General features: G+C 59.9%; 25 protein-coding genes. 9 read left to right on the plus strand and 16 right to left on the minus strand.

All coding sequences use genetic code 11. The features are described 5' to 3' along the window. Positions 1–4: 4 nt before the first annotated feature. From tsaE to HGP14_RS21400, 8 genes are all read right to left on the minus strand, one after another. Entirely contained in the window at positions 5–1,519 is a 1,515-nt protein-coding gene (gene tsaE, locus HGP14_RS21365) for a tRNA (adenosine(37)-N6)-threonylcarbamoyltransferase complex ATPase subunit type 1 TsaE (protein WP_168831890.1), read from the minus strand. Continuing rightward, entirely contained in the window at positions 1,516–4,104 is a 2,589-nt protein-coding gene (locus tag HGP14_RS21370) for a PAS domain-containing sensor histidine kinase (RefSeq protein WP_168831891.1), read from the minus strand. Before HGP14_RS21370 ends, tsaE begins: the two co-directional genes overlap by 4 nt. A 196-nt stretch (positions 4,105–4,300) precedes the next feature. Continuing rightward, positions 4,301–5,701 (minus strand): adenosylhomocysteinase, encoded by a 1,401-nt coding sequence (gene ahcY / locus HGP14_RS21375; RefSeq protein ID WP_168831892.1) that lies wholly within the window; start codon positions 5,699–5,701, stop codon positions 4,301–4,303. A gap of 168 nt (positions 5,702–5,869) precedes the next feature. After that, positions 5,870–6,145: an HPr family phosphocarrier protein gene (locus HGP14_RS21380; protein ID WP_168831932.1), complete on the minus strand. Its 276-nt coding sequence runs from the start codon at positions 6,143–6,145 to the stop codon at positions 5,870–5,872. A gap of 17 nt (positions 6,146–6,162) precedes the next feature. Further along, positions 6,163–6,564 (minus strand): PTS sugar transporter subunit IIA, encoded by a 402-nt coding sequence (locus HGP14_RS21385; RefSeq protein ID WP_168831893.1) that lies wholly within the window; start codon positions 6,562–6,564, stop codon positions 6,163–6,165. A 149-nt stretch (positions 6,565–6,713) separates the two neighbouring features. Then, the gene (locus HGP14_RS21390; RefSeq protein WP_312862161.1) at positions 6,714–7,166 is read right to left on the minus strand and encodes a serine/threonine protein kinase; all 453 of its coding nucleotides are present in this window, start codon (positions 7,164–7,166) and stop codon (positions 6,714–6,716) included. After that, the gene (locus tag HGP14_RS21395; RefSeq protein WP_168831895.1) at positions 7,166–8,956 is read right to left on the minus strand and encodes a sensor histidine kinase; all 1,791 of its coding nucleotides are present in this window, start codon (positions 8,954–8,956) and stop codon (positions 7,166–7,168) included. Before HGP14_RS21395 ends, HGP14_RS21390 begins: the two co-directional genes overlap by 1 nt. Before the next feature lie 81 nt (positions 8,957–9,037). After that, the gene (locus tag HGP14_RS21400; protein WP_168831933.1) at positions 9,038–9,769 is read right to left on the minus strand and encodes a response regulator transcription factor; all 732 of its coding nucleotides are present in this window, start codon (positions 9,767–9,769) and stop codon (positions 9,038–9,040) included. 341 nt (positions 9,770–10,110) lie between these two features. On the opposite strand from HGP14_RS21400, the gene HGP14_RS21405 reads away from it, so the two are divergent. From HGP14_RS21405 to HGP14_RS21415, 3 genes are all read left to right on the plus strand, one after another. After that, positions 10,111–11,721 carry a phosphoenolpyruvate carboxykinase gene (locus tag HGP14_RS21405; protein ID WP_168831896.1) on the plus strand — a complete coding sequence of 537 codons (1,611 nt, stop codon included), beginning with the start codon at positions 10,111–10,113 and terminating at the stop codon, positions 11,719–11,721. Positions 11,722–11,817: 96 nt separating this feature from the next. Beyond that, positions 11,818–12,252: an alternative ribosome rescue aminoacyl-tRNA hydrolase ArfB gene (gene arfB, locus HGP14_RS21410; RefSeq protein ID WP_168831897.1), complete on the plus strand. Its 435-nt coding sequence runs from the start codon at positions 11,818–11,820 to the stop codon at positions 12,250–12,252. A gap of 1 nt (position 12,253) precedes the next feature. Next, on the plus strand, positions 12,254–12,865 hold the full coding sequence (locus tag HGP14_RS21415; RefSeq protein ID WP_168831898.1) for an alpha-ketoglutarate-dependent dioxygenase AlkB: 612 nt from the start codon (positions 12,254–12,256) through the stop codon (positions 12,863–12,865). Between the two features lie 6 nt (positions 12,866–12,871). On the opposite strand, the gene coaA is transcribed toward HGP14_RS21415, so the two are convergent. From coaA to hisB, 7 genes are read right to left on the minus strand one after another with little or no spacing between them, the layout of a single operon-like run. Beyond that, positions 12,872–13,867 carry a type I pantothenate kinase gene (coaA, locus tag HGP14_RS21420; protein WP_168831899.1) on the minus strand — a complete coding sequence of 332 codons (996 nt, stop codon included), beginning with the start codon at positions 13,865–13,867 and terminating at the stop codon, positions 12,872–12,874. After that, the gene (locus HGP14_RS21425; protein ID WP_168831900.1) at positions 13,864–14,187 is read right to left on the minus strand and encodes a phosphoribosyl-ATP diphosphatase; all 324 of its coding nucleotides are present in this window, start codon (positions 14,185–14,187) and stop codon (positions 13,864–13,866) included. The genes coaA and HGP14_RS21425 overlap by 4 nt, the downstream gene beginning before the upstream one ends. A gap of 13 nt (positions 14,188–14,200) precedes the next feature. Next, positions 14,201–14,989: an imidazole glycerol phosphate synthase subunit HisF gene (hisF, locus tag HGP14_RS21430; RefSeq protein ID WP_168831901.1), complete on the minus strand. Its 789-nt coding sequence runs from the start codon at positions 14,987–14,989 to the stop codon at positions 14,201–14,203. Further along, the gene (gene hisA, locus HGP14_RS21435) at positions 14,989–15,735 is read right to left on the minus strand and encodes a 1-(5-phosphoribosyl)-5-[(5-phosphoribosylamino)methylideneamino]imidazole-4-carboxamide isomerase (RefSeq protein WP_168831934.1); all 747 of its coding nucleotides are present in this window, start codon (positions 15,733–15,735) and stop codon (positions 14,989–14,991) included. The genes hisF and hisA overlap by 1 nt, the downstream gene beginning before the upstream one ends. Before the next feature lie 30 nt (positions 15,736–15,765). Next, a complete protein-coding gene (gene hisH / locus HGP14_RS21440) occupies positions 15,766–16,416 on the minus strand; it encodes an imidazole glycerol phosphate synthase subunit HisH (protein WP_168831902.1) in 651 nt (216 codons plus the stop codon). Beyond that, positions 16,416–16,898: a DUF2628 domain-containing protein gene (locus tag HGP14_RS21445; RefSeq protein WP_168831903.1), complete on the minus strand. Its 483-nt coding sequence runs from the start codon at positions 16,896–16,898 to the stop codon at positions 16,416–16,418. The genes hisH and HGP14_RS21445 overlap by 1 nt, the downstream gene beginning before the upstream one ends. 24 nt (positions 16,899–16,922) lie before the next feature. Beyond that, positions 16,923–17,531, minus strand: a complete 609-nt coding sequence (gene hisB, locus HGP14_RS21450; protein WP_168831904.1) for an imidazoleglycerol-phosphate dehydratase HisB — start codon at positions 17,529–17,531, stop codon at positions 16,923–16,925. A gap of 178 nt (positions 17,532–17,709) precedes the next feature. Between hisB and hslV the strand changes: the two genes are divergently transcribed. The 6 genes from hslV to HGP14_RS21480 all read left to right on the plus strand — a co-directional run bounded on the left by hslV (position 17,710) and on the right by HGP14_RS21480 (position 24,904). Next, positions 17,710–18,237 (plus strand): ATP-dependent protease subunit HslV, encoded by a 528-nt coding sequence (gene hslV / locus HGP14_RS21455; RefSeq protein ID WP_168831905.1) that lies wholly within the window; start codon positions 17,710–17,712, stop codon positions 18,235–18,237. After that, on the plus strand, positions 18,224–18,748 hold the full coding sequence (locus tag HGP14_RS21460; protein WP_168831906.1) for a GNAT family N-acetyltransferase: 525 nt from the start codon (positions 18,224–18,226) through the stop codon (positions 18,746–18,748). The genes hslV and HGP14_RS21460 overlap by 14 nt, the downstream gene beginning before the upstream one ends. After that, on the plus strand, positions 18,745–20,052 hold the full coding sequence (hslU, locus tag HGP14_RS21465) for an ATP-dependent protease ATPase subunit HslU (protein WP_168831907.1): 1,308 nt from the start codon (positions 18,745–18,747) through the stop codon (positions 20,050–20,052). The genes HGP14_RS21460 and hslU overlap by 4 nt, the downstream gene beginning before the upstream one ends. A 189-nt stretch (positions 20,053–20,241) precedes the next feature. Next, the gene (locus HGP14_RS21470) at positions 20,242–21,189 is read left to right on the plus strand and encodes a DUF1402 family protein (protein ID WP_168831908.1); all 948 of its coding nucleotides are present in this window, start codon (positions 20,242–20,244) and stop codon (positions 21,187–21,189) included. 43 nt (positions 21,190–21,232) lie between these two features. After that, positions 21,233–22,642, plus strand: a complete 1,410-nt coding sequence (locus tag HGP14_RS21475; protein ID WP_168831909.1) for a cytochrome P450 — start codon at positions 21,233–21,235, stop codon at positions 22,640–22,642. A gap of 90 nt (positions 22,643–22,732) precedes the next feature. Further along, a complete protein-coding gene (locus HGP14_RS21480) occupies positions 22,733–24,904 on the plus strand; it encodes a malate synthase G (protein ID WP_168831910.1) in 2,172 nt (723 codons plus the stop codon). 63 nt (positions 24,905–24,967) lie between these two features. On the opposite strand, the gene HGP14_RS21485 is transcribed toward HGP14_RS21480, so the two are convergent. Then, a complete protein-coding gene (locus tag HGP14_RS21485; RefSeq protein WP_168831911.1) occupies positions 24,968–25,651 on the minus strand; it encodes a L,D-transpeptidase in 684 nt (227 codons plus the stop codon). Positions 25,652–25,718: the final 67 nt, after the last annotated feature.

A 25,718-nucleotide genomic window follows, 5' to 3' on the forward strand; every position in this document is an offset into this window, starting at 1 on the left:
GAACTTATGATTCGCTCTGGCCTATTCCAGCCCTTGCGCACCAATCGCGCAAGGGGGCGAGCGCATCATGTTCAAGCGCCAGCTTGAGATAAGAGAGCGTGCGCGGCATGTGCTTCATATATCCGGGTTTTCCATCGCGCTGCATCAGCCGCACCCAGAGACCCGCGAGCTTGCAATTGCGCTGTGCCGACATGATCGCCCAGCTTTTCATGAAACCGGACTCGTCAAAGCCGCCTTGGGCGCGCCGGAGCGCGAGATAGTCATTCATGAGCTGCTTGAACAGGGGCGGTTCGATCGTGACACGTGCATCCTGTGTGATGGACACAAGATCATAGGCGGTCGGCCCGATCATCGCGTCCTGAAAATCGATGATGCCGATCTTCTGAATGCCCTCCTTTTCGTCGCGCCAAATGATGTTTGGCGAATGAAAGTCCCGGAGCAACAAATTCTTCTCGGCCGATGCCAGCTCGTCGATGAGCGCATCCCAGATCGCCAGATATTCCTCGCGCTCCGCCTCATTGGGGGGCGTGCCGCGCCGCCAGGGCAGGTGCCAGTCAAGAACAAGGCGTACTTCCATCTTCATGGCCGTGCGGTCGAAATCGGGGATGTGATGGATGTGCGTCTCGGTGACGGGGATGTCCTTCGGAATTTTCATCCCATGCAGATGCGCTAGGCAGGCAACGCTGTCGCGATACCGCTCGGCGATCGGGTTGCCGTCTTTATCGAGTACGCCTTCGGTGCCAAGATCTTCGATCAGCAGAATGCCTTGGTCGTAGTCGACGGCGTAGATCTCAGGCGTCGCGAAGCCTCTTTCGCGCAGCACATTGGCGATTGCGACGTAGGGATAGGCATTTTCGGCAATATGCGCGACTTTCGGATATGGCTTTCCGTCGAGCACCGCCAGTCCCTCCGGAAGGGGCGGCCAGTCCATCAGGAGCTTCCGGGGTTCACCATTCGGATAAACGGCTTCATAGGCGCGTGACGACGCGTCGCCCGTCAGAAAACGGCGCTTGGCCGTTGGATGCCCTGCTCTTCCAAGGAAATTGCGAATCGCCAGAACGCGCCGGATTCTTTGCAGCTGCTTGGGCGGTGCCAAGATCGTTGCCCGGCGCCCCTTGTGTTCATGCTCAAGCTTTATCGTGATGCGATCGGCGGGCAGTTCCTCTTCCGCCATCTCCGGCCATTCGACGAGGCAAATGCCGTATTGAAGAGCTTCGTCGAAGCCGAGTTCCTCCAGTTCCGCGCCGTCGCCAAGCCGGTAAAGGTCGAAATGCGAAACCGGAATGCGAAGATCGTAGGATTGAACCAGCGTGAATGTCGGGCTCGGCACTTCAAGCTGCTCATCATCCGCCATCGCACGCAGGAACGCGCGGGCGAGCGAGGATTTTCCTGTGCCGAGGTCGCCTGAAAGCGCCAGGCATTCGCCAGCTTTCAGCGCCAGGACCAGGTCTTCTCCGAAGCGGATCGTTGCCGCCTCGTCTTCGAGGAAGAGCGAGATCGTGCCGTCTGCCGGGTTCATTCTGCTGCTGCGATGGACTGTGGCAGATTGACGGACGGAATCCGGCAAACGACCGTCGTGCCTCTGCCGGGCTGGCTGTCGATTGTCACCTTGCCGTTGTGCAGGCTGACAAAGCTGTCGACGATAGAAAGACCGAGACCTGCTCCGCCACGCTTGCCGCTTTTGGCGCCGGTGGCAAAGCGGTCAAAGACCGTCGCGATCATGTCCTTTGAGATGCCGGGACCGCGATCGGTGATGGAGAAGACGAAATCCATGGCCTCGCGATGACATTCGAGGGAGATGGCTGCGCCCTCAGGCGAAAAGTTCGCCGCGTTGGAGAGCAGCTTCAGCAGGATCTGCTTCAACCGTTGAGGATCGGCAACGATAGAGCCGAGATAAGCCGGCGCTGTAATCTCCAGCGCCACGCCGCTTTCCTGCAGCCGGTCGGCAATCTGGATCGAGACATCGTCGAGAAGATCGTTGAGGTCGATTTCCGCATAGTTCAGCCGCATGATGCCGGCATCGACGGTGGCAAGGTCGAGGATATCGTTGACCAGCGTCAGAAGCACTGAAGACGATGTTGCAATATGATCGATATATTCGGCCTGACGGTCGTTCAATGGCCCTACGCCTGGCGTCCGCAGCAGATCGGCAAACCCGATGATATTGGTCAGTGGCGAGCGCAACTCATAGGAGACGTGCTGGACGAAATCGTTCTTCAGCTCATCGGCCTTGCGCAGCGCCTCGTTCTTTTCAGTCAAGGCGCGTTCGGCACGGACGCTGTCGGTCATGTTGACGAAGGTCAGCATGGTTTGCGCATTCGGCAACGGAATGACCGCATAATCGAGCACAAGCCCGGAGAAGAGTTCCAGGGTTCCCTGGCCGGAGCGGCGCTCGTCGTCGAAGCTGGTGATCAGCTCTGCAAAGGCCTTCCAGCCGTCCGGACGGTCATAGGATGGCAGGCAGGTCTCGCCGATCGCGCGAATATGCGTCCCCGGCTTGGCTTCGGCTTCGGTGATGCCCCAGAGCACGCGGAAGGCAGGGTTCGAAAGACGAATACGGCCGTCCGGTCCAAAAACTGCAACGCCCTCGGAGAGATGGTCGATCGTTTCGCCCTGAACCTTGACCAGCGTATTGTAGCGCGTTTCGAGATCGACCTGTTCGGTCAGGTTTTCGAAAACCCAGGTCGCCCCACCCTGCGGATGCGCGGTCGCAAAGACGCGCAGCGTCTGTCCGTTCGGCAGGTGCCAGAGGTCGGTTTGCGTATCGAGCGCCCGGTAGACAGAAAGCGCGGCTTCCTTCCAGCTTTTCCAGGTGAGCTGGTCGGGAAGCTTCTTTGCGGCGCGCAAACGCTCGAGCAGCTCGGCGTTGTCGGGCTTGCTCTCCAGAAAGGCGATATCAAGTTCCCAGAGCGCGACGAAGGCCTGATTGTAGAATTGCAGCCGGCGATTGCCGTCGAAGATCGCGACGGGCGTTGCAAGATGATCCAGCGTCTCAGCATGGCTCTTGAGGGTGCGCTCAAGCTCGGCGCGAACGGATTCGGCTTCCGAAACGTCGATTGCAATACCTGCCGAACCGCTCGGGAGCTTCACGTCGACGACGTCGAAGAAAGTGCGGTTGCCATGAACAACGGTAGAAATCTTGTCGTGGAAGGGTGTTTCGGGAGTGGCTCCCGCGCGGATGCGTTCGCGGGCGATTGTCGTCAGGAACTCCCGCCCTTCGTGGACCGCATGTTGCGGGGACTTCGACTCGACGGCGTCTCCGTAGGCCTGGTTGACCCAGGTGAGGCGGCCTTCGGTGTCCCGTTGCCAAGCCGGCAGGTCGATCGCGTCAAGAAGGCTCTGGAACGCCGAGATGGACGAAATCAGCCGGTCGCGCTCGATCTTCAATTCGGCAAGTTCGGCGCGCAGATTGTTGAGCGCCACAAATCGGACGAAGGCGCGACCGCCGGATACCCGGCCTTGCGCCTCGAGGATTTCCTCACGATTGGTCTCGACCACCATATCGAAGCTCTGAGCGCCGCTGCGCAGGAGATCGATTGCTCTTTCGAGCTCGGATGCGGAGCGAGGCTTCAGCCAGCGGCCGAAAGCCAGGAAGTCCCCGTCCTGCGGGGCGCCCGTTTCGACCGGAAGCTGGCCGAGCAGTTCGGGCCGCTCGTTGCCGTTCCAGACGACGATACGGCGATTCTTGTCGGCGATCAGCGCCTGATACTGAGAAATACGCTGATGCGCATCGGAGAGGGCAGATCGGATCTCCCGGCTCTCGCTCTCAAGGTTGCCGCGCTGACGCACGAGCCAAAGCATCGAGAAGAGGGCGGCGGAAATGACGCCGATCACGACGGAAAAACCGACGATCTGGGAAGACGTGAAAAGAAGTGTGGAGGCTGCGGCTTTTGCTTCGACTTGGGCAAGAGCGGGCTGCGCCAATGCGGCGATCGCCGTTCCGGCGGCGCAAATCTTCGAGAGCCGCGCCAGCGACCCGGAGCTTTGCTTCGCGGCATTGACGGCCGTGGCAAAAGTATTTTTTCGGCTTGCCCGGAGTGAGCGGATGTCAGGCCGATCGCCGTCTTCCGCCCGTCCAAGCAGGCTGTGAGTCATTTCCGACATCCGCGGTATGTCTCCGTCCTTCAATGTGCCGCATTACGACAAGACATCCCATTTTCGGGCACGGCTGGCCGCGCCACGAATCGAGTTCTAAAACAATACTTCGGAAGAGAATCTGCGGGAAGGTGGCGCCCAAAAAATAAGGTGCCGCATTTGTCAATGCGGCACCATCAAGATATTGTGGATATTGTCCTGCAGATTAATATCTGTAGTGGTCTGACTTAAACGGACCACTCGGCGAAACGCCGATATAGGCAGCCTGTTCTTCGGAAAGCTGTGTCAGTTTCACGCCGAGCTTGCCGAGATGCAGACGCGCAACCTTCTCGTCCAGGTGCTTCGGCAGGACGTAGACCTTGTTTTCGTACTGGCCAGGCTTGGTGAAGAGTTCGATCTGCGCCAGGGTCTGGTTGGTGAACGACGCCGACATGACGAAGGACGGGTGGCCGGTTGCGTTGCCGAGATTGAGCAGGCGGCCTTCCGAAAGAAGGATGATGCGGTTGCCCTTCGGGAACTCGATGAGGTCGACCTGCGGCTTTACGTTCGTCCACTTCAGGTTCCGGAGCGCGGCAACTTCGATTTCGTTGTCGAAGTGACCGATATTGCCGACGATCGCCATGTCCTTCATCTGACGCATATGGTCGATGCGGATGACGTCCTTGTTACCGGTCGTGGTGATGAAGATATCGGCGGAGGAAACGACGTCCTCGAGCAGAACGACTTCATAGCCGTCCATCGCAGCCTGCAGCGCGCAGATCGGATCGGCTTCCGTAACCTTGACGCGTGCGCCGGCGCCCGAAAGCGAAGCGGCGGAACCCTTGCCGACGTCGCCGTAGCCACAGACGACGGCAACCTTGCCGGCCATCATGACGTCAGTGCCGCGGCGAATGCCGTCGACCAGTGATTCCTTGCAGCCGTACTTGTTGTCGAACTTCGACTTGGTGACCGAGTCGTTGACGTTGATCGCCGGGAAGGGCAGCAGGCCTTTCTGGCTGAGCTGGTAGAGGCGGTTGACGCCCGTGGTGGTTTCCTCGGTCACGCCCTTGATCGCGTCGCGCTGCTTGGTGAACCAGCCCGGCGAAGCGGCGAGGCGCTTCTTGATCTGTGCAAAGAGGATCTCTTCCTCTTCCGAATGCGGGTTCGAGAGCACATCTTCGCCTGCCTCGGCCCGCGCGCCGAGCAGAATGTACATCGTCGCGTCGCCGCCATCGTCGAGGATCATGTTGGAGACGCCGCCATCGGCCCACTGGAAGATCTTGTCGGTGTAGATCCAGTAATCTTCGAGCGACTCGCCCTTGACGGCAAAGACCGGAACGCCGGAAGCAGCGATCGCGGCGGCGGCATGGTCCTGGGTCGAAAAGATGTTGCAGGAAGCCCAGCGGACTTCGGCGCCGAGCGCGACGAGCGTTTCGATCAGGACGGCGGTCTGGATCGTCATGTGCAGCGAGCCGGTGATGCGCGCGCCCTTCAGCGGCTGCGACTGGCCGAATTCGGCGCGGCAGGACATGAGGCCCGGCATTTCGGTTTCGGCGATCGAGATTTCCTTGCGGCCAAAATCCGCCAGACCGATATCGGCGACGACATAATCTTTTTCAGTGCTCATCGAGGTCTCCAGCTGAAAAGCGTCTCAAAATCAAGGCGCGCTATTGACGGACGCAACAGCGAATGCGTGCTTCAAGCACGTCCATAACCGCCCGTTTAGCAGTCTTCCAGACCGATGGCAACAGGGATATAAAGAAGTCTTTATATGTTTATATGAGGGTAGAGAGGGCTAGATCTCTTCGCCGAACTTGTTCTGGATCAGTTGATCAAGCGCGTCGAGTGCTTCGGAAGCCTGATTGCCGCTCGCGGAGACCAGAACGGTCGTGCCTGGACTTGCAGCCAGCATCATCAGCCCCATGATTGAGGTCCCGCCGACGGTCATGCCGTCCTTGGAAACCGTGACGGCGGCATCGAAGGTTTCGACCATCTGAACGAACTTGGCGGAGGCGCGTGCGTGAAGGCCGCGTTTGTTGATGATGAGCAGTTCCCGGGAAAGCGAGGTCATGACAGGAGCGGTGCTCACTACTTGCCGCTCAGAACGCGGCTGGCGACGTTGATGTATTTGCGCCCGGCCTCCGACGCTTCGATCAGCGCCTTTTCCATGTTGTTTTCGCCGCGCACGCCCGCAAGCTTGATCAGCATCGGCAGGTTCATTCCGGCAATCACTTCGGTATGGCCGCTGTTCATGACCGAGATAGCAAGATTGGAAGGGGTGCCGCCGAACATGTCGGTGAGAATGACGACGCCGTGACCGTCGTCAGCGCCGGATACCGCCTGCAGGATATCCTGGCGTCTCTGATCCATGTCATCTTCGGGGCCAATGCAGACCGTCTCGATAAATTTCTGAGGACCGACGACATGCTCAACCGCATGACGAAACTCTTCAGCCAGCTTGCCATGAGTGACAAGCACAAGTCCGATCATGATTAAAATGCTCCCAATGGCAACAAACGGTGGCCCCAATATCGCAATGCAGCAATCGCGTCCACCGGTGGGGGCACATCTTGGCCATCAAAAGCTGAAGTGCAAGATAAAAATGCAGACATATACCCGAGTCGCCTATGGAGCAGGCATCACCGGCCAATATCCGGCGCCCTTGCCATCAACACCGCGAGAGGAACCGGCGTGCTTGCCAACAATCGCACCGCCGGCAGCGAAAAGCCGCCGGCGAGCTGCGCCACCTCGTCGTCCGGTGGCAACCTGGTTTCGCCTGATGCGCTGCCAGGCAGCACCGCGTAATGCATCGGGGCGGCGGAAACACTATCGCACTGCACGATACCGGTACCCCGCAGCTCGATCAGACCGCGGATTGACGGAGGGCACTCGGCGACGATTGCTCCATCGCGTTTCGACAGAAACACCTGATCATCGGCGACCAGCGAGGCCGGGAGCCCGATCCGCTTGGCTTCCGTGATGCAGGCGAAAGCCAGCATGGATTTGCCCCAGCCCGAGGGACCAGCAAAGATGAGACCGGTTCTGTTGATGACGATCGCCGTGGCGTGAATATTGAGAGCGGCGCCCGTGATCATGCGACTGAATCGGCGGGCAGGGCGAGAATGAAGCGGGCGCCGATCACTTCCGCCGTTTCGGCATCGATGATGTTTTCGGCCCGAAGCGATCCGCCGTGAGCTTCCGCGATCTGGCGGCTGATGGAAAGCCCGAGGCCGGAATTCTGCCCGAAGCCCTCCGACTCGGGCCGGTCGGTGTAGAAGCGCTCAAAGATGCGGTCGATATTCTCCGCCTGAATACCGGGGCCATTGTCATCGATATAGACAATGCAGCGGGAGCGCGTTCGAAACAGCCGGACGGTGATCCTACCGCCCTCATCCGGGACAAAGGAGCGGGCGTTTTCAATCAGGTTGGTGATGATCTGGCCTATACGCAGATCATGGCCGTTGACGACGAAGCGCGTCTTGACGCCGGGCTTGCGCTCGATCGAAAGCTCGATCTGAACCTCTTTGTTCTTGTGGCGGATCTGTCTTGAGACGTCAATCAGGTCGCTGAGGAAGTGCTCGAGATCGACAGATCCGGCATCGACGCGGGCGAGCTCGGCATCGAGCCGTGAAGCGTCGGAAATATCGCTGATGAGGCGATCGAGACGGCGGACGTCGTGCTGGATGACATCCATCAGCCGCTTCTTGGAATCGTCCGACCTGGCGAGCGGCAAGGTCTCCACGGCGCTGCGAAGCGAAGTCAGCGGGTTCTTGAGCTCATGGCTGACGTCGGCGGCAAAGCTCTCGATCGCGTCGATGCGATCGTAAAGTGCGGTGGTCATCTCGCGGAGCGCAATGGAAAGATTGCCGATCTCATCCTGGCGCGCCGAGAAGTCAGGGATCTCCTCGCGTTCCTTTGCGCCACGCCGGACACGGATCGCCGCCGCCGAGAGACGGCGGAGCGGATTGGCGATCGTCGAGGAAAGAACCAGCGACAACAAAACGTTGACGAGCGTCGCAACGCCGAAAACCCGCATGATCGCCAGCCGCTCGGCATGAACGATATTGTCGATGTCGCCGGCTTGCGTCGAAAGGAGCAGAACCCCGAGAACGGCGCGAAAACGCTGGATCGGGACGGCGACCGAAACGATCAGCTCGCCCTTTTCGGTGGTCCGCACAACGGCGCCGCGTACACCGGTCAGCGCATTCATCACTTCCGGATAGATCGACCCGTCGCCGCCCGGCGCTTCCTTATAGACGGGCAGGTTTCCAGGCTGCAGCGCCTTGTTAAACAGTGTCGTGAACCATTCGCCCCACGTCTGCTTCTCCTCTTCCACCGGCGGCAGATCGAAGCGCAGAACCTGGCCGCGCGAATAGAGGTGGCGTGAATCGAGAAGCAGGTTGGCGTCGGCATCGAAGATGCGGGCGCGTGTTCGCGTCGGAGAAATCAGCCGCCGCAGAACCGGTGCCACCTTTTCCGGATCGATGGGGAAATCCAGGTCCTCATCGTTCGGGACGGGTGTAATGCTTTGCCCGGCCTGCAGCTCCAGCAATTTCTGCGGATCGATGGTGATCGAGTTCGTGTCGACCGAGGCCGATGCGGAGATGGCGCCGGCGATGATTTCGCCCTGCGTCAGCAGGCTTTCGACACGCGCGTCGATCAGGCCTTCGCGAAACTGGTTGAGATAGAGGATGCCGCCGACGAGTACCAGCAGTGCCGCAAGATTGAAGAAGAGGATGCGGCGCGTCAGGCTGGAAAAGACCGCATTTCCAAAAATGCGGCGGATGATGGTGAAGGGGTGCGACCAGCGCCTTCCCCTGACGCGGCGGGCGCTCAAGCCTTCCGCGTCATCCAGATCCCTTTCCTGCACTAACTGTGCCAATGACAGGCCCTTTCGGAGGGCGCTGCTGGCTCTTCGGCAGGCGTCCCTCGACAACAATCATGCGGCCCGCGCCCTCAGGCGTCAGGCTGCTTCGCGGAAGCGGTACCCCACTCCGTAAAGTGTTTCAATCATATCAAAGTCAGTATCGACCATCTTGAATTTCTTGCGAAGGCGCTTGATGTGGCTATCGATCGTGCGGTCGTCAACATAGACCTGCTCGTCATAAGCCGCATCCATGAGCGCGTCGCGGCTTTTCACCACGCCTGGACGCTGGGCGAGCGAATGAAGGATCAGGAACTCGGTCACCGTCAGCGTCACCGGTTCGCTCTTCCATGTGCAGGTGTGGCGTTCCTGGTCCATGACAAGCTGGCCGCGCTCGAGCGAACGCGCGAGTTGAGCGGCGCCCGGCTTCGGTGCAGCCCCGGCACCCGCAGCCGCTGCGATCTCCCGGCTGGAAGCACGGCGGAGCACGGCGCGGACGCGTTCCACGAGCAGCCGCTGGGAGAACGGCTTCGTGATGAAGTCATCTGCTCCCATCTTCAAGCCGAAGAGCTCATCGATCTCCTCGTCCTTGGAAGTCAGAAAAATCACTGGCATGTCGGACTTCTGGCGCAGGCGGCGCAAAAGTTCCATTCCGTCCATCCGCGGCATCTTGATATCGAAGATGGCGAGTTGCGGCGGGCGGGCGATCAGACCGTCCAAGGCCGAGGCACCGTCTGTATAGGTCTCAACCTTGTATCCTTCCGCTTCAAGTGCGATCGACACCGAAGTTAGGATATTGCGGTCGTCGTCAACGAGCGCGATTGTCGGCATGGTGTTCGTCTCCATCTATGCGCAGCTCCCGGAATTGTTCGATGTCCCCAGGCCGGCCCTTTCGACCGATGGCGCTTATGGAGGATAAAGGTGGAACAAATTGTGGCAAAGATAAAGGGCACGGGCCATCACAGCGTCGAAGCGGTGGTCACCGGTGGCGCGATAAAAACCGTACTCCCGCGCCCGCTTCAAACGATTTAAAATATGCCTCAGAAATTTAAATCGATTAATTATTTGATATCGTTATATTTTCTTCATTTCTCGGTCTTGCTTTTTAAAATTCTCGATCTTAGTTTCGCTTCAGTATTTAACGGCGGGAGCCTTGAGCGAAAGGAAGAGCCATGGAAACGTTCGGAATTCATAACCCGGCAATAGCGCTGGCGACGATTGGTTTGGGAGACGCAAAAAGCGTTCGCTATAACCTGACGGCCGCCTCTCTCTATGAGGAAGCGATTCGCCGCGGCGAAGCCGAACTTACCGCGCAAGGCGCTCTTCGCGCTCTGACCGGACAGCATACTGGCCGCTCCCCGCGCGACAAATTTGTCGTGCGCGACGCCAATACGGACGGTGAGATCTGGTGGGACAACAACAAGCCGATGTCGCCCGAGCAGTTCGCGCTTCTGCGTAAGGACATGCTGGAACATGCGGCCGGCAAGGAACTGTTCGTACAGGATCTGATCGGCGGCGCTGACGTCAATTATTCGCTGCCGACGCGCGTGGTAACAGAGTTTGCCTGGCATTCGCTTTTTATCCGCAATCTGCTGATCCGCCCGGAGCTTTCTGCTCTGGCGGCCTTCGTGCCGAAGCTGACGATCATCGATCTGCCGAGCTTCAAGGCCGATCCGGAGCGGTATGGTTGCCGCTCCGAGACGGTGATCGCATGTGATTTGACCAACGGTCTCGTGTTGATCGGCGGCACGTCCTATGCCGGCGAAATGAAGAAATCGGTTTTCACGGTGCTCAACTACCTGCTCCCGGCAAAGGGCGTGATGCCGATGCATTGCTCGGCGAATGCCGGCCCGGATGGCGACTCGGCAGTCTTCTTCGGCCTGTCCGGTACCGGCAAGACAACGCTGTCTGCTGATCCGTCGCGTACGCTGATCGGGGACGACGAGCATGGCTGGGGCGAAAGCGGCATCTTCAACTTCGAAGGCGGCTGCTGCGCGAAGACAATCCGTCTTTCGGCTGAAGCCGAGCCGGAAATCTATGCGACGACACAGCGCTTTGGCACCGTGCTGGAAAATGTCGTGCTTGATGAACAGCGCGAACCGGACTTCGACGACGATTCGCTGACGGAAAACACGCGTTGCGCTTATCCGTTGGACTTCATTCCGAATGCTTCGGAAACGGGCCTCGCCGCCCACCCGAAGGCGATCATCATGCTGACTGCCGATGCATTCGGCGTGATGCCGCCGATCGCGCGTCTGACACCGGACCAAGCAATGTACCACTTCCTTTCGGGTTACACAGCGAAGGTCGCAGGCACGGAAAAGGGGGTCACCGAACCGGAAGCGACGTTCTCGACCTGCTTCGGTGCGCCGTTCATGCCGCGTCATCCGGCGGAATACGGCAATCTGCTGAAGGAGCTGATCGGCCGGCACGGTGTTGAATGCTGGCTTGTCAATACCGGCTGGACCGGCGGCGCATATGGCACTGGCAAGCGCATGCCGATCAAGGCAACGCGCGCTCTGCTATCGGCAGCGCTCTCCGGAAAGCTGGCCAAAGTCGATTTCCGCACTGATCCGAATTTTGGCTTTGCCGTTCCGGTCGCAGTTGCCGGCGTCGAGACCAGCATCCTTGATCCGCGCTCGACTTGGGCGGACGGTGCGGCATATGACGTCCAGGCAGAAAAGCTCGTATCGATGTTCATTTCGAACTTCGCGAAGTTCGAGGCACATGTGGACGGCGGGGTGCGGGACGCGGCACCTGGCGTCAAGGTCGCTGCCGAATAACAGCAAGAGACTGATGATTCACGTGAAACCCGGCGACCTCCGCCGGGTTTTTCTTTGCGTGTTTCAAAATCGCCGCCGATATGAGATAGAAGCGGCATGGCCAGCGACGCGCTCTATATCAATGACAGGATCACCATCGCTGGATGGGAACTGGCGGAACAATTCGTTCTGGCAGGCGGCCCCGGCGGCCAGAATGTCAACAAGGTATCGACGGCCGTCCAGCTCTTCTTCAACATCCCCGATTCACCTTCGCTTCCCGATCGCATCAAGGCGAATGCCGTGAAGCTTGCCGGTAGGCGCATGTCGAAAGAGGGTGTGCTGATGATCGAGGCGAGCCGCTTTCGCAGCCAGGACCGAAATCGGGAGGACGCGCGCGAACGGCTCAAGGAACTGATCCTCGAAGCCGCCAAGCCGCCGCCGCCGCCGCGCAAGAAAACGAAGCCGACCAAAGGCTCGATCGAACGCCGACTCAAGGAAAAATCCGGCCGCGCCGAGGTGAAGAGGATGCGTACCCGTCCCGGTGGGGAGTGATATGCTGGAGCTATCGAGCGGCGTCCGTCATTTCCCCGAATATCTCGACCGTGCCCGTCAGGAAGCGCTTGTCGAAACGATCCGCGCCGTTGTCGCCGAAGCGCCGCTTTTCGTGCCGGTTATGCCAGGCACGGGCAAACCGATGTCCGTGCGGATGAGCAACTGCGGTCCGCTTGGCTGGGTCACGGACAAGGAACGCGGTTACCGCTATCAGACGACGCATCCGCTCACTGGCAAGCCTTGGCCGGCGATGCCGGCAGTGCTGCTCGATATCTGGAATGAGGTTTCCGGCTATGAAAAAACGCCACAGGCTTGCCTCATCAACTTCTATTCCGATGACGCGAAGATGGGCTTGCATCAAGACAAGGACGAGCAGGACCTGAAAGCACCTGTCGTCTCGATTTCGCTCGGCAATAGCTGTCTCTTCCGCATCGGCGGGCTTTCCCGCGACGACCGGACGCAATCTTTGAAGCTGGCGAGCGGTGACGTGATCGTTCTCGGCGGCGAGGGCCGCCTCTGCTTCCACGGCGTAGACCGCATCTACCCGGCCACGTCGACGCTGCTGAAGAGTGGTGGCCGGATCAATCTGACGTTAAGGCGCGTCGGTCCGTGAGTTCCGCTAAAGCTTCCTCAGCGCCACCTGCTCGATGAGGTGGTTCGGACCCTTGCGCAGAATCAGGTCCGCGCGCGGGCGCGTCGGCAGGATGTTCTGCCGGAGGTTCTTCAGGTTGATGTTCGCCCACAGCCCTTCGGCGGTCGAAAGCGCTTCTTCGTCGCTGATCGAAGCGTAGCGATGGAAATAGGAGTTCGGGTCGCGGAACGCGGTTTCACGCAGGCGCATGAAACGGGCGACGTACCAGTTGTTGATCAGCTTTTCCTCGGCATCGATGTAGATCGAGAAATCGAAGAAGTCGGAAACCATCGGCACGATCTTGCCGTCGGCGGGAAGGTCGCGCGACTGCAGAACGTTGATCCCTTCGAAGACCAGGATGTCGGGCCGGTCGATGACCGTATATTCGTTCGGAACGACGTCATAGACGAGGTGTGAATAGACGGGCGCCTTCACATTCGGTTGCCCGGCCTTGATCGCGGAGAGGAATTTCAGGATTGCGCCTGTGTCGTAGCTTTCCGGAAAGCCCTTGCGCTGCATGAGGTTTTCGCGTTCGAGCACGGCATTCGGATGCAGAAAGCCGTCGGTCGTGATGAGATCGACCTTCGGGCTCGATGGCCAGCGCCGCAGAAGCTCCTTCAGGACACGCGCGGTCGTCGATTTGCCGACGGCGACAGAGCCGGCAATGCCGATGACGAATGGCGTCTTCGTTACGTCGGACAGGCTCAGGAACCGGTTGCGCTGCTCGAAGAGCAATTGCGATGATTCGACATGCGAGGAGAGCAGGCGCGACAGCGACAGATAGATTCGCCGCACTTCGTCGAGATCGATCGGATCCCCCATCGAACGCAGCCTCGCAACCTCTTCGCCCGTGAGCGTCAGCGGTGTATCTGCGCGGAACTTCGCCCATTCCTCGGAAGAAAAGAAGTTATAGGGCGAATAGGAATTCGCCTGGAAGTGATCGAGTGCTTCTGGCGCACCAAGGATTTGTGTCGCGATACTCATGAACTCTGCCGGCTGGCCTTCTCTTTAAGACCGGATTGAGTGGTACGCCGCTCAAGCTCAGCCATCACATCTTGCAACGGAATGCCTGCTATCTTCAATACGACCAATAGGTGATAGAGAACATCGGCCGCCTCGTAGGTGAGGTTATTGCGATCGGCCGTCACGGCGGCCATGACGGCCTCGATGGCTTCCTCGCCAAGTTTCTTTGCCGCCTTCGGCTGCCCGCCGGCGACAAGCTTGGCCGTCCAGGATTCCTCCGGCGAGGCCTTCGACCGCTCGTCGACGATCCTCTCAAGATCGGAAAGGGAAAATCCGCTCATCTGTCGCTTTCAATCAATCGAGTCGCATCGCGATGCCGTGCGACGACATATAATGCTTCGCTTCACCGACGGAATATGTGCCGAAGTGGAAGATGGAAGCGGCAAGCACCGCATTGGCGTGGCCTTCTTTTACACCCGCTACTAGATCGTCGAGATCGCCGACGCCGCCTGAGGCGATGACGGGCACCCGGACAGACTCGGCGATTGCCCGGGTCAACTCAAGATCGTAGCCGATCTTCGTCCCATCGCGATCCATGGAGGTGACGAGGAGTTCGCCTGCGCCGCGGGCGACCATCTTCCGCGCGAATTCGACCGCGTCGATGCCGGTCGCATTGCGGCCGCCATGGGTATAAATCTCCCAGGCACTGAGATTGTCCTGGCCGACCGCCTGTGTACGGCGGCGTTTGGCGTCGATCGAAACGACGATGCACTGGTCGCCGAACTTGTCGGCCGCTTCGGCGACGAAATCCGGATTGTTCACCGCCGCCGAATTGATCGAGACCTTGTCGGCGCCGCAAAGTAGCAGCTTGCGGATGTCGGCGATGCTGCGCACGCCGCCGCCGACCGTCAGCGGCATGAAGCATTGGTCGGCCGTTCGGGAAACGACATCGAAGATCGTTTCGCGATTGTCCGATGAGGCGGTGATATCGAGGAAGCAGAGCTCGTCTGCTCCGGCGGCGTCATAAGCCTTTGCCGCCTCGACCGGGTCGCCGGCATCGATCAGATTGAGGAAGTTGACACCCTTGACCACACGGCCGTCTTTCACGTCGAGGCAGGGAATAACGCGGGCTTTCAGGGTCATCACACACTCTCTATCTTTCGTGCCGCGTTGATCAGCGCCAAGGCTTCCTTGGGATCGATACGTCCATCATACAGCGCACGGCCGGAGATGGCACCTTCTAGCTTGCGGGCGTCGGGCTGCAACATGCGCTTCACATCCTCGATCGATGCCAGCCCGCCCGAGGCGATCACCGGGATCGAGACCGCCTCGGCAAGCTCCAGCGTCGAGGCCCAGTTGATGCCGGCCAGGATCCCGTCGCGGTCGATGTCCGTGTAGATGATTGCCGCAACGCCGGCGCCTTCGAATTTCCTGGCAAGTTCGATGACGCCGAGCTCGGACGCTTCGGCCCAACCCTCGACCGCGACCTTGCCACCCTTCGCATCAATGCCGACGGCGACCCGACCGGGAAACTGCTTGCAGGCTTCGATGACGAGCGCGGGATCCCGAACGGCAACCGTGCCGAGGATCACACGGGCCAGACCCCGGGCAAGCCAGTTTTCGATGTGTGACAAGGTGCGGATGCCGCCGCCGAGCTGCACGGGGTTTTTCGTTGCCTTGAGGATTGCGTCGACCGCGGCGCCATTGACGCTCTCGCCGGCGAAAGCGCCGTTGAGATCAACAACGTGCAGCCATTCGAAGCCCTGGTCCTCAAAGGCTTTCGCCTGCGCCGCAGGATCGGGATTATAGACGGTTGCCTGCTCCATATCGCCGAGTTTCAGGCGAACGCATTGACCGTCTTTGAGGTCGATGGCGGGAAATAGGATCATGTTCATTCAGTCCTTACTATCCGTGCGAGCTTACGGCTTCCAGCGCAGGAAGTTGGTGATCAGGGCGAGACCGAGCTTCTGGCTCTTTTCCGGATGGAATTGCGATCCGGCCATGTTGTCGCGTCCGACGAATGCCGTCATCGGCCCGCCATAGCTGGTGGTCGCAATGACGTCAGCGTTGTCCCTGGCAGCCAGATGGTAGGAATGCACGAAGTAGGCATGCAGGCCATCCGGCCCGGTCGGAATGCCATCGAAAAGCGGATGCGGATGCTTAAGGTCGAGCGTGTTCCAGCCGATCTGCGGGATCTTCAGTTCCGGATCGTCCGGCGTCATTTCAACGACATCGCCGGGAATCCAGCCGAAACCTTCTGTCACTGTTTTTTCAAGGCCGCGCGACGACATCAGCTGCATGCCGACGCAAATGCCGAGGAAGGGGCGAGCCTTTTTCTCGACGGATTCAATCAGGGCCTCCGTCATCCCCGGAACGGCATCGAGCCCGCGGCGGCAATCGGCATAGGCGCCGACCCCCGGAAGGACGATGCGATCGGCCGCCGCGACGTTCTCGGCCCTGTCCGTGAGATCGATATGCGCATCGATACCCGCCTCGCGTGCGGCGCGTTCAAATGCCTTCGTTGCCGAACGCAGATTGCCTGAACCGTAGTCTATAATTGCGACGCGCATCAGCGTCCTCCGTCAAAGCCAAAGAGACCGAGCGACGTCGTATCGCCAGATTTGTTGGAAGAAGGGTTTCGCTTCCAATCAGGGGCCGGCAGGGCCTTGCCACTCGTAGGGGTTTCTATATTCGAAAAGTAGATGTCTTCTGCGGTCTCAAGCGAATCCGCTGTAATCAAGGCCTCTTCGTTCCAGCCCTTGGAGGCCAGATTTCGGATCCAAATGTTCATGCCTTCGATGCCGGTGAGAATGCAGGTGCCGACGGTGATCGCAAAGCCTGCGGGCCAAAGACCGGGTCGATCCATCAGACAACCGCCGATTGCCTGAAGCAGGAACGCCGCGATCGCAAAGAGCCAAAGCCGGTGTACAAGAAGCCACAGCCAGGGGAAGAGAAAGCCGAGCAGCGTAAAACCGTCGCGGATGATCCGCGTCTTTTCATGGGCCACATCCGCTCCGCCCGGAGCCGTCAGAACCACATAGCTGGAAGTCATATCGTTCAAGCTCCCTCAAGGGGCTTAGACGAGCGTGCCCTTCGTCGAGGGAACACGGCCCGCCTGTCTCGGATCGATTTCCGTCGCCGTGCGCAGCGCACGGGCAACGGCCTTGAAGCAGGTCTCTGCAATATGGTGATTGTTGGCGCCATAGTGATTCAAGATATGCAATGTGATGCCGGCGTTCTGCGCGAGCGCTTGGAAGAATTCGCGCACAAGCTCGGTGTCGAAGGTGCCGATCTTCGGCGCACTGAAGGCAACGTTCCAGACCAGGAATGGACGGCCGGAAAGATCGACGGCGGCCTTCGTCATCGTCTCGTCCATGGCAAGGTCGATCGACGCGTAGCGGGTGATGCCGCGGCGGTCACCGAGTGCTTTTGCAATCGCTTGCCCTATGGCAATTCCGGTGTCTTCGACCGTGTGGTGATCGTCGACATGCAGGTCGCCCTTCGTTTCGATCTCCATGTCGATCAGGGAATGTCGCGAAAGCTGGTCGAGCATATGGTCGAAGAAGCCGACGCCCGTCGAAATCTTGGCTTTGCCGGTACCGTCGAGATTGACGGAAACGGAAACCGAAGTCTCGTTGGTCTTACGGGAAACGGTACCCGTGCGGCTTGCTGCAGTCTCGGCCATATGGCGGCTCCATAGGAATGACGGCCGTTCCTTATCAGGCGTTCCCTAAAATATCCAGAACCGCTTCGACAGAAAAAAGCCGCCATTTGCAATCGGCGCCGGCCAACTTACATAGGGTCCCAACAGAGCCTGTGAGCGGCTCGGCGTAACGCCCGGTGATGCGGGCAAGGGTGTTTTGATGACTACGATTATTACGGTACGAAAAGGCGGCAAGGTCGTAATCGCGGGCGATGGCCAGGTGAGCCTCGGCCAGACCGTCATGAAGGGCAATGCGCGCAAGGTGCGCCGCATAGGCAAGGGCGAGGTCATTGCCGGCTTCGCAGGCGCGACCGCAGACGCCTTCACGCTGCTTGAGCGTCTCGAGAAGAAGCTCGAACAATATCCCGGTCAGCTGATGCGCGCTGCCGTCGAACTCGCCAAGGACTGGCGCACCGATAAATATCTCCGCAATCTCGAGGCCATGATGCTCGTCGCAGACAAGACGGTCACGCTGGCAGTAACCGGCAATGGCGACGTTCTGGAGCCTGAGCATGGCGTCATGGCGATCGGTTCCGGTGGCAATTTTGCGCTGGCGGCTGCCCGTGCCATGGTCGATTCCGACAAATCCGCTGAAGACGTCGCGCGCCGCGCGCTCGATATAGCGGCCGACATCTGCGTCTATACGAACCACAACGTGGTAGTGGAAACGCTGGATGCCGAGAGCTAAGCCCACGCCCCGCTACCGCTTTCGCGATGTCCAGCGCGAGGATTTTCCCCGGTTGGCCAACTGGCTCGCGGAGCCGCACGTCGCGAAATGGTGGGGCGAGCCATCGACGGAGCTTGCATCGATAGAAGAAGCGATGACCAGCGGGCAAACGCGGCCAATGATCGTGGAGTTGGACGGAGAGCCGATCGGCTATCTGCAGAGCTACGATCCGCATCTTGAAGGGGGACACCCCTATCAGGATCAGCCGAAGGGTACGTTGGGCATCGATATCTCGATCGGCATCGCGGAGTTGACAGGCAAGGGGCATGGCAGCGCCATCATCCGGCAGCTTTCCGCCGAGCTTTTCGCCCGCGGTGCCACGCGCATCGTCATCGACCCTGATCCCGAAAATGTGCAAGCGATCAGGGCTTATGAAAAGGCAGGCTTCCGCTACATCGACACAAGAACTTCCATTTATGGTCCGGCCCATTTCATGGCGCTGGACGCACCCGAAGAAACGGACTTGATATGACCACTTTTTCTCCCCGGGAGATCGTCTCCGAACTCGACCGTTACATCATCGGCCAGCACGAAGCCAAGCGGGCGGTGGCGATCGCCTTGCGCAACCGCTGGCGGCGCCAGCAGCTCGATCCGGACCTGCGTGACGAAGTCATGCCCAAGAACATCCTGATGATCGGCCCGACCGGCGTCGGCAAGACGGAGATTTCCCGGCGTCTCGCCAAGCTTGCAGGTGCTCCGTTCATCAAGGTCGAGGCCACCAAGTTCACCGAGGTCGGTTATGTCGGCCGCGATGTCGAACAGATCGTCCGCGACCTCGTCGAAATCGGCATCGGGCTCGCGCGCGATAAGAAGCGCGCCGAAGTCGAGGCGAAGGCCCATATGAGCGCCGAGGAACGTGTCCTTGACGCACTCGTCGGCGCTACCGCCTCTCCGGCAACACGCGACAGCTTCCGCCGGAAGCTGCGCAACGGCGAGCTGGACGACAAGGAAATCGATATCGAAGTCGCTGACACGGGCGCGGGCATGGGCGGATTTGAAATTCCGGGCATGCCGGGTGCCAACATCGGGGTGCTCAATATCTCCGAGATGTTCGGCAAGGCGCTGGGCGGACGGACCAAGAAGGTCCGCACGACGGTCAAGGCCTCCTATACCGATCTGATCCGCGACGAATCCGACAAGCTGATCGACAACGAGATCATTCAGCGCGAAGCCGTGCGGGCGGTCGAGAATGACGGTATCGTCTTCCTCGACGAAATCGACAAGATCGCGGCGCGAGACGGTGGCATGGGAGCGGGCGTCTCCCGCGAGGGCGTGCAGCGCGATCTGCTGCCGCTTGTCGAAGGCACGACGGTTTCGACAAAATATGGCCCGGTAAAAACTGACCATATTCTCTTTATCGCGTCCGGGGCCTTCCACGTTTCGAAGCCGTCCGATCTGCTGCCGGAACTGCAGGGCCGTCTGCCGATTCGCGTCGAGCTTCGGCCGCTCAACAAGGAAGACTTCCGCCGTATCCTGACCGAAACGGAGGCGAGCCTGATCCGCCAATACCGTGCGCTCATGGAAACGGAAGAACTGCATCTCGAATTCACCGACGATGCGATTGACGCCTTGGCCGACGTCGCTGTCCATTTGAACTCGTCGGTAGAAAACATCGGTGCACGCCGCCTGCAGACCGTCATGGAACGGGTCTTGGACGAGATCTCCTTCAATGCGCCGGATCGCGGCGGTTCGGCGGTAACAATCGACGCGGCCTACGTGCGTGAGCACGTCGGCGATCTGGCGCAGAACACGGACCTCTCGCGCTTTATCCTGTGACATAGCCGCACCGGCTGGAGCCTTTGCGGATCTCGCAGCGGATGTGACATTCTAAACTCTCGACAGCGGGCCTTTTACTTCTTAGTGAAAGGCCCGCTTTGTTTATGGCTGCGGCTTTTTTCGGCCAAGATTGTGGTCCAGTCAGCGCGCTTCGCCTAAAGACGATGTAACCAGACGGAATAGCTGATCGTGCGACGCCTTTTGACATGCCTCCTGATCGCCATTGCGGCGCTGACATCCGTGCCCGCCTACGCCATGCAGGTCGTGCCGCCCGGTAACCGCAACATCGAGCAGCCGGCGGTCCCCGGCGCATCCGTCCGGCGTACCAAAGGGACCAAGACGACGTTCGATCGTAAATACGAGAAGGTTTACGAACTTCTCTCCACCGATCACGAGCTGATGGGCAAGATCAGGAAGACCGCGGCGGCCTACGGCATCGATCCGATCCACGTCATCGGCGCCATCGTCGGCGAACATACCTATAATGTCGATGCCTACGACCGCCTTCAGGCTTACTACGTGAAGGCTGCCTCCTATGCCGGCGAGAGCTTCCGCTTTGCCTATGATGGCGAGGATGTCGATACCTTTGTCGGGCGTCCGCAATTTGCCGCGTGCAACAGTAAAGGCGATTCCTATACGCTCTGGTCCTGCCGCGAAGATGTCTGGGAAAGCGACTTCCGCGGCAAGACCGTCGGCGGCAAGAGTTTCCCGAACAATCGCTTCAGCGCCGTGTTCTTCCAGCCGTTCTATGCCGGCCAGACCTTTGGTCTCGGTCAGGTGAACCCGCTGACAGCCTTGATGCTCTCGGATCTGGTCAGCCGTGTGTCCGGCTATCCGAAGCTGAACGAAAAGGATGCAGGTGCTGTCTACCGCGCCATCATGGAGCCGGATGTTTCACTCGCCTTCGTTGCAGCCTCCATTCGGAAATCGATCGACGACTACAAGCAGATCGCCGGCATGGATATTTCCGGAAATCCCGGCCTGACCGCCACGCTCTACAATGTCGGCAATTCCAGGCAGCGCGCGGCAACCCTCGCGGCCAAGAACCGCGATGCGAGCGTCCCCGTCTGGCCGGAGGAGAACTATTACGGCTGGCTGATCAACGACAAGCTGGACGAGCTCAAAGGCCTGCTCTAACTTTCGCCTACGCGGAGGCGATCTTCCGCGAAGGGCCATTTCCATGGATATGCGACCGGAGCCTTTCGTTCCACCCGCGCCGTTGCCGCGCACCGCGCCGCCGGGCCGGCTTGAGCTCATCCGCACGATCTTTCGCAATCCCCTAGAGCTCTGGGGCGAGCCCTCCTACACGCTGCCGTGGGTCGAGACGCGGTTCTTCGGGGGACGCACGTTGATCGTCAATGAACCCGGGCTGATCAAGCACGTGCTGGTCGACAACGCCGCAAACTATCGCATGTCGGACGTCCGCCAGCTCATCCTGCGCCCCATCCTGCGCGATGGCTTGCTAACCGCCGAAGGGGAGGTGTGGAAGCGATCGCGCAAGGCGGTCGCGCCGGTCTTCACGCCACGCCACGCAAACGGATTTGCCGGCCAGATGCTCCGGCAGGCGGAGGACTATGCTCGGAAATACGCCGCGGCCGGCAGCGAGGGAAAGGTCTTCGAGATCGCCACCGACATGACCGAGCTGACGTTCGCCATTCTCGCCGACACGCTCTTTTCGGGCGAGATCGTCACCTCCGACAGCTTCGCCGACGATGTGAACGCGCTTCTGCATCGCATGGGGCGCGTCGATCCGATGGATTTGCTGCGGGCGCCGTCCTGGGTTCCGCGCGTGACGCGCATCGGCGGCCGGAAAGTCCTCGACAAGTTCCGCAACATCGTGCGCGACACGATGGATGCCCGCCTGCGGCGTATGAAGGCCGATCGAGCGACAACGCCTGAGGATTTCCTCACCCTGCTTCTCGACCAGGCGGCAAGCGGGAGCCTTAGCGACGAAGAAATCGAAGACAATATACTGACCTTCATCGGCGCCGGCCACGAAACGACGGCGAGGGCGCTCGCCTGGACGCTCTATTGCGTCGCAAACAGCCCGCATATTCGTGCTGCCATGGAGGAGGAAATCGACCGCGTTCTCGCCAGCGGCGCGAAGCCCGTCCACTGGCTTGAGTTGATGCCGTACACGCGTGCCGCTCTGGAGGAAGCGCTGAGGCTCTATCCCCCCGCACCTTCGATCAACCGCGCCGCGATCGGGGCGGACCGGTGGACGACTGCAACGGGCGAGACGGTTGAAATCGATCCCGGCGTCACCGTTCTGATCATGCCCTGGACGCTGCATCGCCACGAACTCTACTGGGAGAAACCCAGGGCCTATATGCCGGAGCGGTTCCTGCCAGAGAATCGAGGCAAAATCGGGCGCTTCCAGTTTCTGCCATTTGGTGCCGGCCCGCGTGTCTGCATCGGCGCCACCTTTGCTCTGCAGGAAGCAGTCATCGCGCTTGCCGTTCTGATGAGCCGGTTCCGCTTCGACGTGACGGACGAAACGAACCCCTGGCCGGTACAGAAGCTGACGACCCAGCCGCAGAACGGTCTGCCGATGCGGGTCACGTCGCGCACTGTTTCCGCTGGGGCATAAATCTTTTGGATTATTGCAGAATTGACTGTGAATAAAAGCCGCGCAAAGTAGCAGCATCAGAAATGCTGCCGTCCGCAGGAGGAAAATTGCATGAGCCGCATTGAAAAGCACGGTCTTTCCATCGAAACCGTCCTTCACGATTTCATCGTCAACGAGGCGCTTGCCGGCCTTCCGATCGATGCGGACGCGTTTCTTGCCGGCTTTTCGGCGATCGTTCACGACTTGGCGCCGAAGAACCGTGAGCTGCTTCTGAAACGCGATCAACTGCAGGGGCGCATCGACGAATGGTACCGCCAGAACGGCGCGCCGGCTCATATGGATGCTTACGAGGCCTTCCTCCGCGAAATCGGCTACCTGTTGCCGGAAGGCTCGGACTTCCAGATCTCTACCAGCAATGTCGATCCCGAGATTGCCTCGATCGCCGGACCGCAGCTCGTCGTACCGGTCATGAACGCGCGCTATGCGCTCAACGCTGCAAATGCGCGCTGGGGCTCGCTGTACGACGCCCTCTATGGGACCGATGCCATCCCCGAAAGCGACGGCGCGGAAAAGGGCAGGGGCTACAATCCGAAACGCGGCGAAAAGGTTATCGCCTGGGTTCGCGATTTTCTGGACATGGCGGTTCCGCTGGAGGGCTGGAGCTGGAAAGATGTGGCGCGCTTCGCGGTGAAGGACGGGGCTCTTGCCATCACCGCAATGGATGGCGAACATGCATCGCTGGCGGATCCGACGCATTTCGCGGGCTATCGCGGCGATGCGGCTGCGCCGACGCATGTCCTTCTGAAGAACAACGGCATTCACATCGAGATCGTCATCGATGCCTCCACCGCGATTGGCAAGAGCGATCCGGCGCAGATTTCCGATGTCTGGCTGGAATCGGCACTCACGACCATCATGGACTGCGAGGATTCGATCGCCGCCGTGGACGCCGAAGACAAGGTTGTCGTCTATCGCAACTGGCTCGGCCTCATGAAGGGAGACCTTGAGGAGGAAGTGAGCAAGGGCGGCTCGAGCTTCGTCCGCAAGCTCAATCCCGACATCACCTATGAGGCACCGGATGGTTCGGCCCTTGAATTGCACCGCCGTTCGCTGATGCTCGTGCGCAATGTCGGCCACCTGATGACCAATCCGGCAATTCTCGATCGCGACGGCAATGAGGTTCCGGAAGGGATCATGGACGCCGCGATCACGGGGCTGATTGCGCTTTACGATATCGGCGCCGGCGGCCGTCGCAAGAATTCGCGCACGGGATCGATGTACATCGTTAAGCCGAAGATGCATGGGCCAGAGGAAGTTGCCTTTGCGGTCGAGATTTTCTCCCGCGTCGAAGGGCTTCTAGGCGTGCCGAAGAACACGATGAAGATGGGGATCATGGACGAGGAGCGCCGCACGACGGTGAACCTCAAGGAATGCATCCGCGCGGCTCGCGAGCGTGTCGTCTTCATCAACACAGGGTTCCTCGACCGCACCGGCGACGAGATCCATACGTCGATGGAAGCCGGCCCGATGATCCGCAAGGGCGACATGAAACAGGCGGCGTGGATTTCCGCCTATGAGAACTGGAACGTCGATATCGGGCTGGAATGCGGGCTTTCCGGCCATGCGCAGATCGGCAAGGGCATGTGGGCGATGCCCGATTTGATGGCGGCGATGCTCGAGCAGAAGATCGCGCATCCGAAGGCAGGCGCCAATACCGCCTGGGTTCCCTCGCCAACGGCAGCGACACTGCATGCCACACACTATCACCGGATCAACGTGGCTGACGTTCAGCGCGGGTTGAAGGATCGCGCCCGCGCCAAGCTCTCCGACATCCTCTCCGTTCCGGTGGCCGTGCGGCCGAATTGGACGCCGGAGGAAATCCAGCGGGAGCTCGACAACAATGCCCAGGGCATCCTCGGCTACGTCGTCCGCTGGGTCGATCAGGGGGTCGGCTGCTCGAAGGTGCCCGACATCAACAATGTCGGCCTCATGGAAGACCGCGCGACGCTGCGCATTTCCGCCCAGCACATGGCCAATTGGCTGCACCATAAGGTGGTCAGCGAGGCGCAGATCATTGAAACGATGAAGCGCATGGCCGCTGTCGTCGATCACCAGAATGCCGGCGATCCGGCCTATATCCCGATGGCCGGCAATTTCGACGATTCGATTGCCTTCCAGGCTGCCGTCGAGCTCGTGTTGAAGGGCAGGGAGCAGCCAAACGGCTACACCGAGCCCGTTCTTCACCGCCGCCGGCTTGAACTGAAACGAAGCCAGGCGGTCTAGCACCAAGCAAAAAGGCTGCCGGAGAGGTCTCCGGCAGCCTTTCTTATGCAGTAGGCTTCTGGCTTACTGGATAACAATGACCTTGGAGGTCGTCTTTCCAGGACGGACGCGGCTATAAAGGTCGATCACGTCCTGGTTCATCAGGCGGATACAGCCCGACGAAGCGGCGGTGCCGATGGAAGCCCATTCCGGCGTGCCGTGCAGACGGAAAAGGGTGTCCTGACCCTGCTCGTTGAAGAGATACATGGCGCGTGCACCGAGCGGGTTATCGAGGCCTGGTCCCATGCCATCCTCGACGTATTTCGCTACATCGGGCTTGCGGACTGCCATTTCCTTCGGCGGGTGCCAGGTCGGCCATTCCTGCTTCCAGGCGACGTATGCCGTGCCCGCCCATGCGAAGCCCTGTTTGCCGACGCCGATGCCGTAGCGCATCGCCTTGCCGTCCGGCAGAATATAGTAAAGGTGGCGCTCACGCGTGTTGACGATGATCGTGCCTGGGCGTTCCGTGGTCTCGTATGACACGATCTGGCGGCGGAACTCGGGCTTGACCCTCTGAATAGGGATCGCCGGCAGGGCATATCCGGCATCCTTCGTCACGCCATAGGCGTCGTCGAAGATCTGCGCGGTCTGGACCGTGGGGCCAGAGGGCTTGTTTTCCAGGGAGGCGCTATCGGAGGTGGTGGAGCAGCCGGCCAGGGCTAAGGTCGCCATCAGGCCGAACACAGGGAATGCATTGCGGATGGGCATGAATATCTCTTAGGAAAAGGGGCAATGAGGAACGGTCTTTGACGATGGGTTATTTTCGATTAACTTC

Origin of the sequence: Rhizobium sp. P32RR-XVIII (assembly GCF_012641395.1) — a bacterium.
Taxonomy (GTDB): domain Bacteria; phylum Pseudomonadota; class Alphaproteobacteria; order Rhizobiales; family Rhizobiaceae; genus Rhizobium.

What these genes read in the sequence shown, in the direction of transcription:
- HGP14_RS21405 (WP_168831896.1), top strand. Translation starts at nt 10,111, where the DNA reads ATGGAAACGTTCGGAATTCATAACCCGGCAATAGCGCTGGCGACGATT.
- HGP14_RS21415 (WP_168831898.1), top strand. Translation starts at nt 12,254, where the DNA reads ATGCTGGAGCTATCGAGCGGCGTCCGTCATTTCCCCGAATATCTCGAC.
- HGP14_RS21425 (WP_168831900.1), bottom strand. Translation starts at nt 14,187, where the DNA reads ATGAGCGGATTTTCCCTTTCCGATCTTGAGAGGATCGTCGACGAGCGG.
- arfB (WP_168831897.1), top strand. Translation starts at nt 11,818, where the DNA reads ATGGCCAGCGACGCGCTCTATATCAATGACAGGATCACCATCGCTGGA.
- HGP14_RS21370 (WP_168831891.1), bottom strand. Translation starts at nt 4,104, where the DNA reads ATGTCGGAAATGACTCACAGCCTGCTTGGACGGGCGGAAGACGGCGAT.
- coaA (WP_168831899.1), bottom strand. Translation starts at nt 13,867, where the DNA reads ATGAGTATCGCGACACAAATCCTTGGTGCGCCAGAAGCACTCGATCAC.
- hslU (WP_168831907.1), top strand. Translation starts at nt 18,745, where the DNA reads ATGACCACTTTTTCTCCCCGGGAGATCGTCTCCGAACTCGACCGTTAC.
- hisH (WP_168831902.1), bottom strand. Translation starts at nt 16,416, where the DNA reads ATGCGCGTCGCAATTATAGACTACGGTTCAGGCAATCTGCGTTCGGCA.
- ahcY (WP_168831892.1), bottom strand. Translation starts at nt 5,701, where the DNA reads ATGAGCACTGAAAAAGATTATGTCGTCGCCGATATCGGTCTGGCGGAT.
- HGP14_RS21475 (WP_168831909.1), top strand. Translation starts at nt 21,233, where the DNA reads ATGGATATGCGACCGGAGCCTTTCGTTCCACCCGCGCCGTTGCCGCGC.
- HGP14_RS21380 (WP_168831932.1), bottom strand. Translation starts at nt 6,145, where the DNA reads ATGACCTCGCTTTCCCGGGAACTGCTCATCATCAACAAACGCGGCCTT.
- hslV (WP_168831905.1), top strand. Translation starts at nt 17,710, where the DNA reads ATGACTACGATTATTACGGTACGAAAAGGCGGCAAGGTCGTAATCGCG.
- HGP14_RS21400 (WP_168831933.1), bottom strand. Translation starts at nt 9,769, where the DNA reads ATGCCGACAATCGCGCTCGTTGACGACGACCGCAATATCCTAACTTCG.
- HGP14_RS21460 (WP_168831906.1), top strand. Translation starts at nt 18,224, where the DNA reads ATGCCGAGAGCTAAGCCCACGCCCCGCTACCGCTTTCGCGATGTCCAG.
- HGP14_RS21445 (WP_168831903.1), bottom strand. Translation starts at nt 16,898, where the DNA reads ATGACTTCCAGCTATGTGGTTCTGACGGCTCCGGGCGGAGCGGATGTG.
- hisB (WP_168831904.1), bottom strand. Translation starts at nt 17,531, where the DNA reads ATGGCCGAGACTGCAGCAAGCCGCACGGGTACCGTTTCCCGTAAGACC.
- HGP14_RS21480 (WP_168831910.1), top strand. Translation starts at nt 22,733, where the DNA reads ATGAGCCGCATTGAAAAGCACGGTCTTTCCATCGAAACCGTCCTTCAC.
- hisA (WP_168831934.1), bottom strand. Translation starts at nt 15,735, where the DNA reads ATGATCCTATTTCCCGCCATCGACCTCAAAGACGGTCAATGCGTTCGC.
- tsaE (WP_168831890.1), bottom strand. Translation starts at nt 1,519, where the DNA reads ATGAACCCGGCAGACGGCACGATCTCGCTCTTCCTCGAAGACGAGGCG.
- hisF (WP_168831901.1), bottom strand. Translation starts at nt 14,989, where the DNA reads ATGACCCTGAAAGCCCGCGTTATTCCCTGCCTCGACGTGAAAGACGGC.
- HGP14_RS21485 (WP_168831911.1), bottom strand. Translation starts at nt 25,651, where the DNA reads ATGCCCATCCGCAATGCATTCCCTGTGTTCGGCCTGATGGCGACCTTA.
- HGP14_RS21385 (WP_168831893.1), bottom strand. Translation starts at nt 6,564, where the DNA reads ATGATCGGACTTGTGCTTGTCACTCATGGCAAGCTGGCTGAAGAGTTT.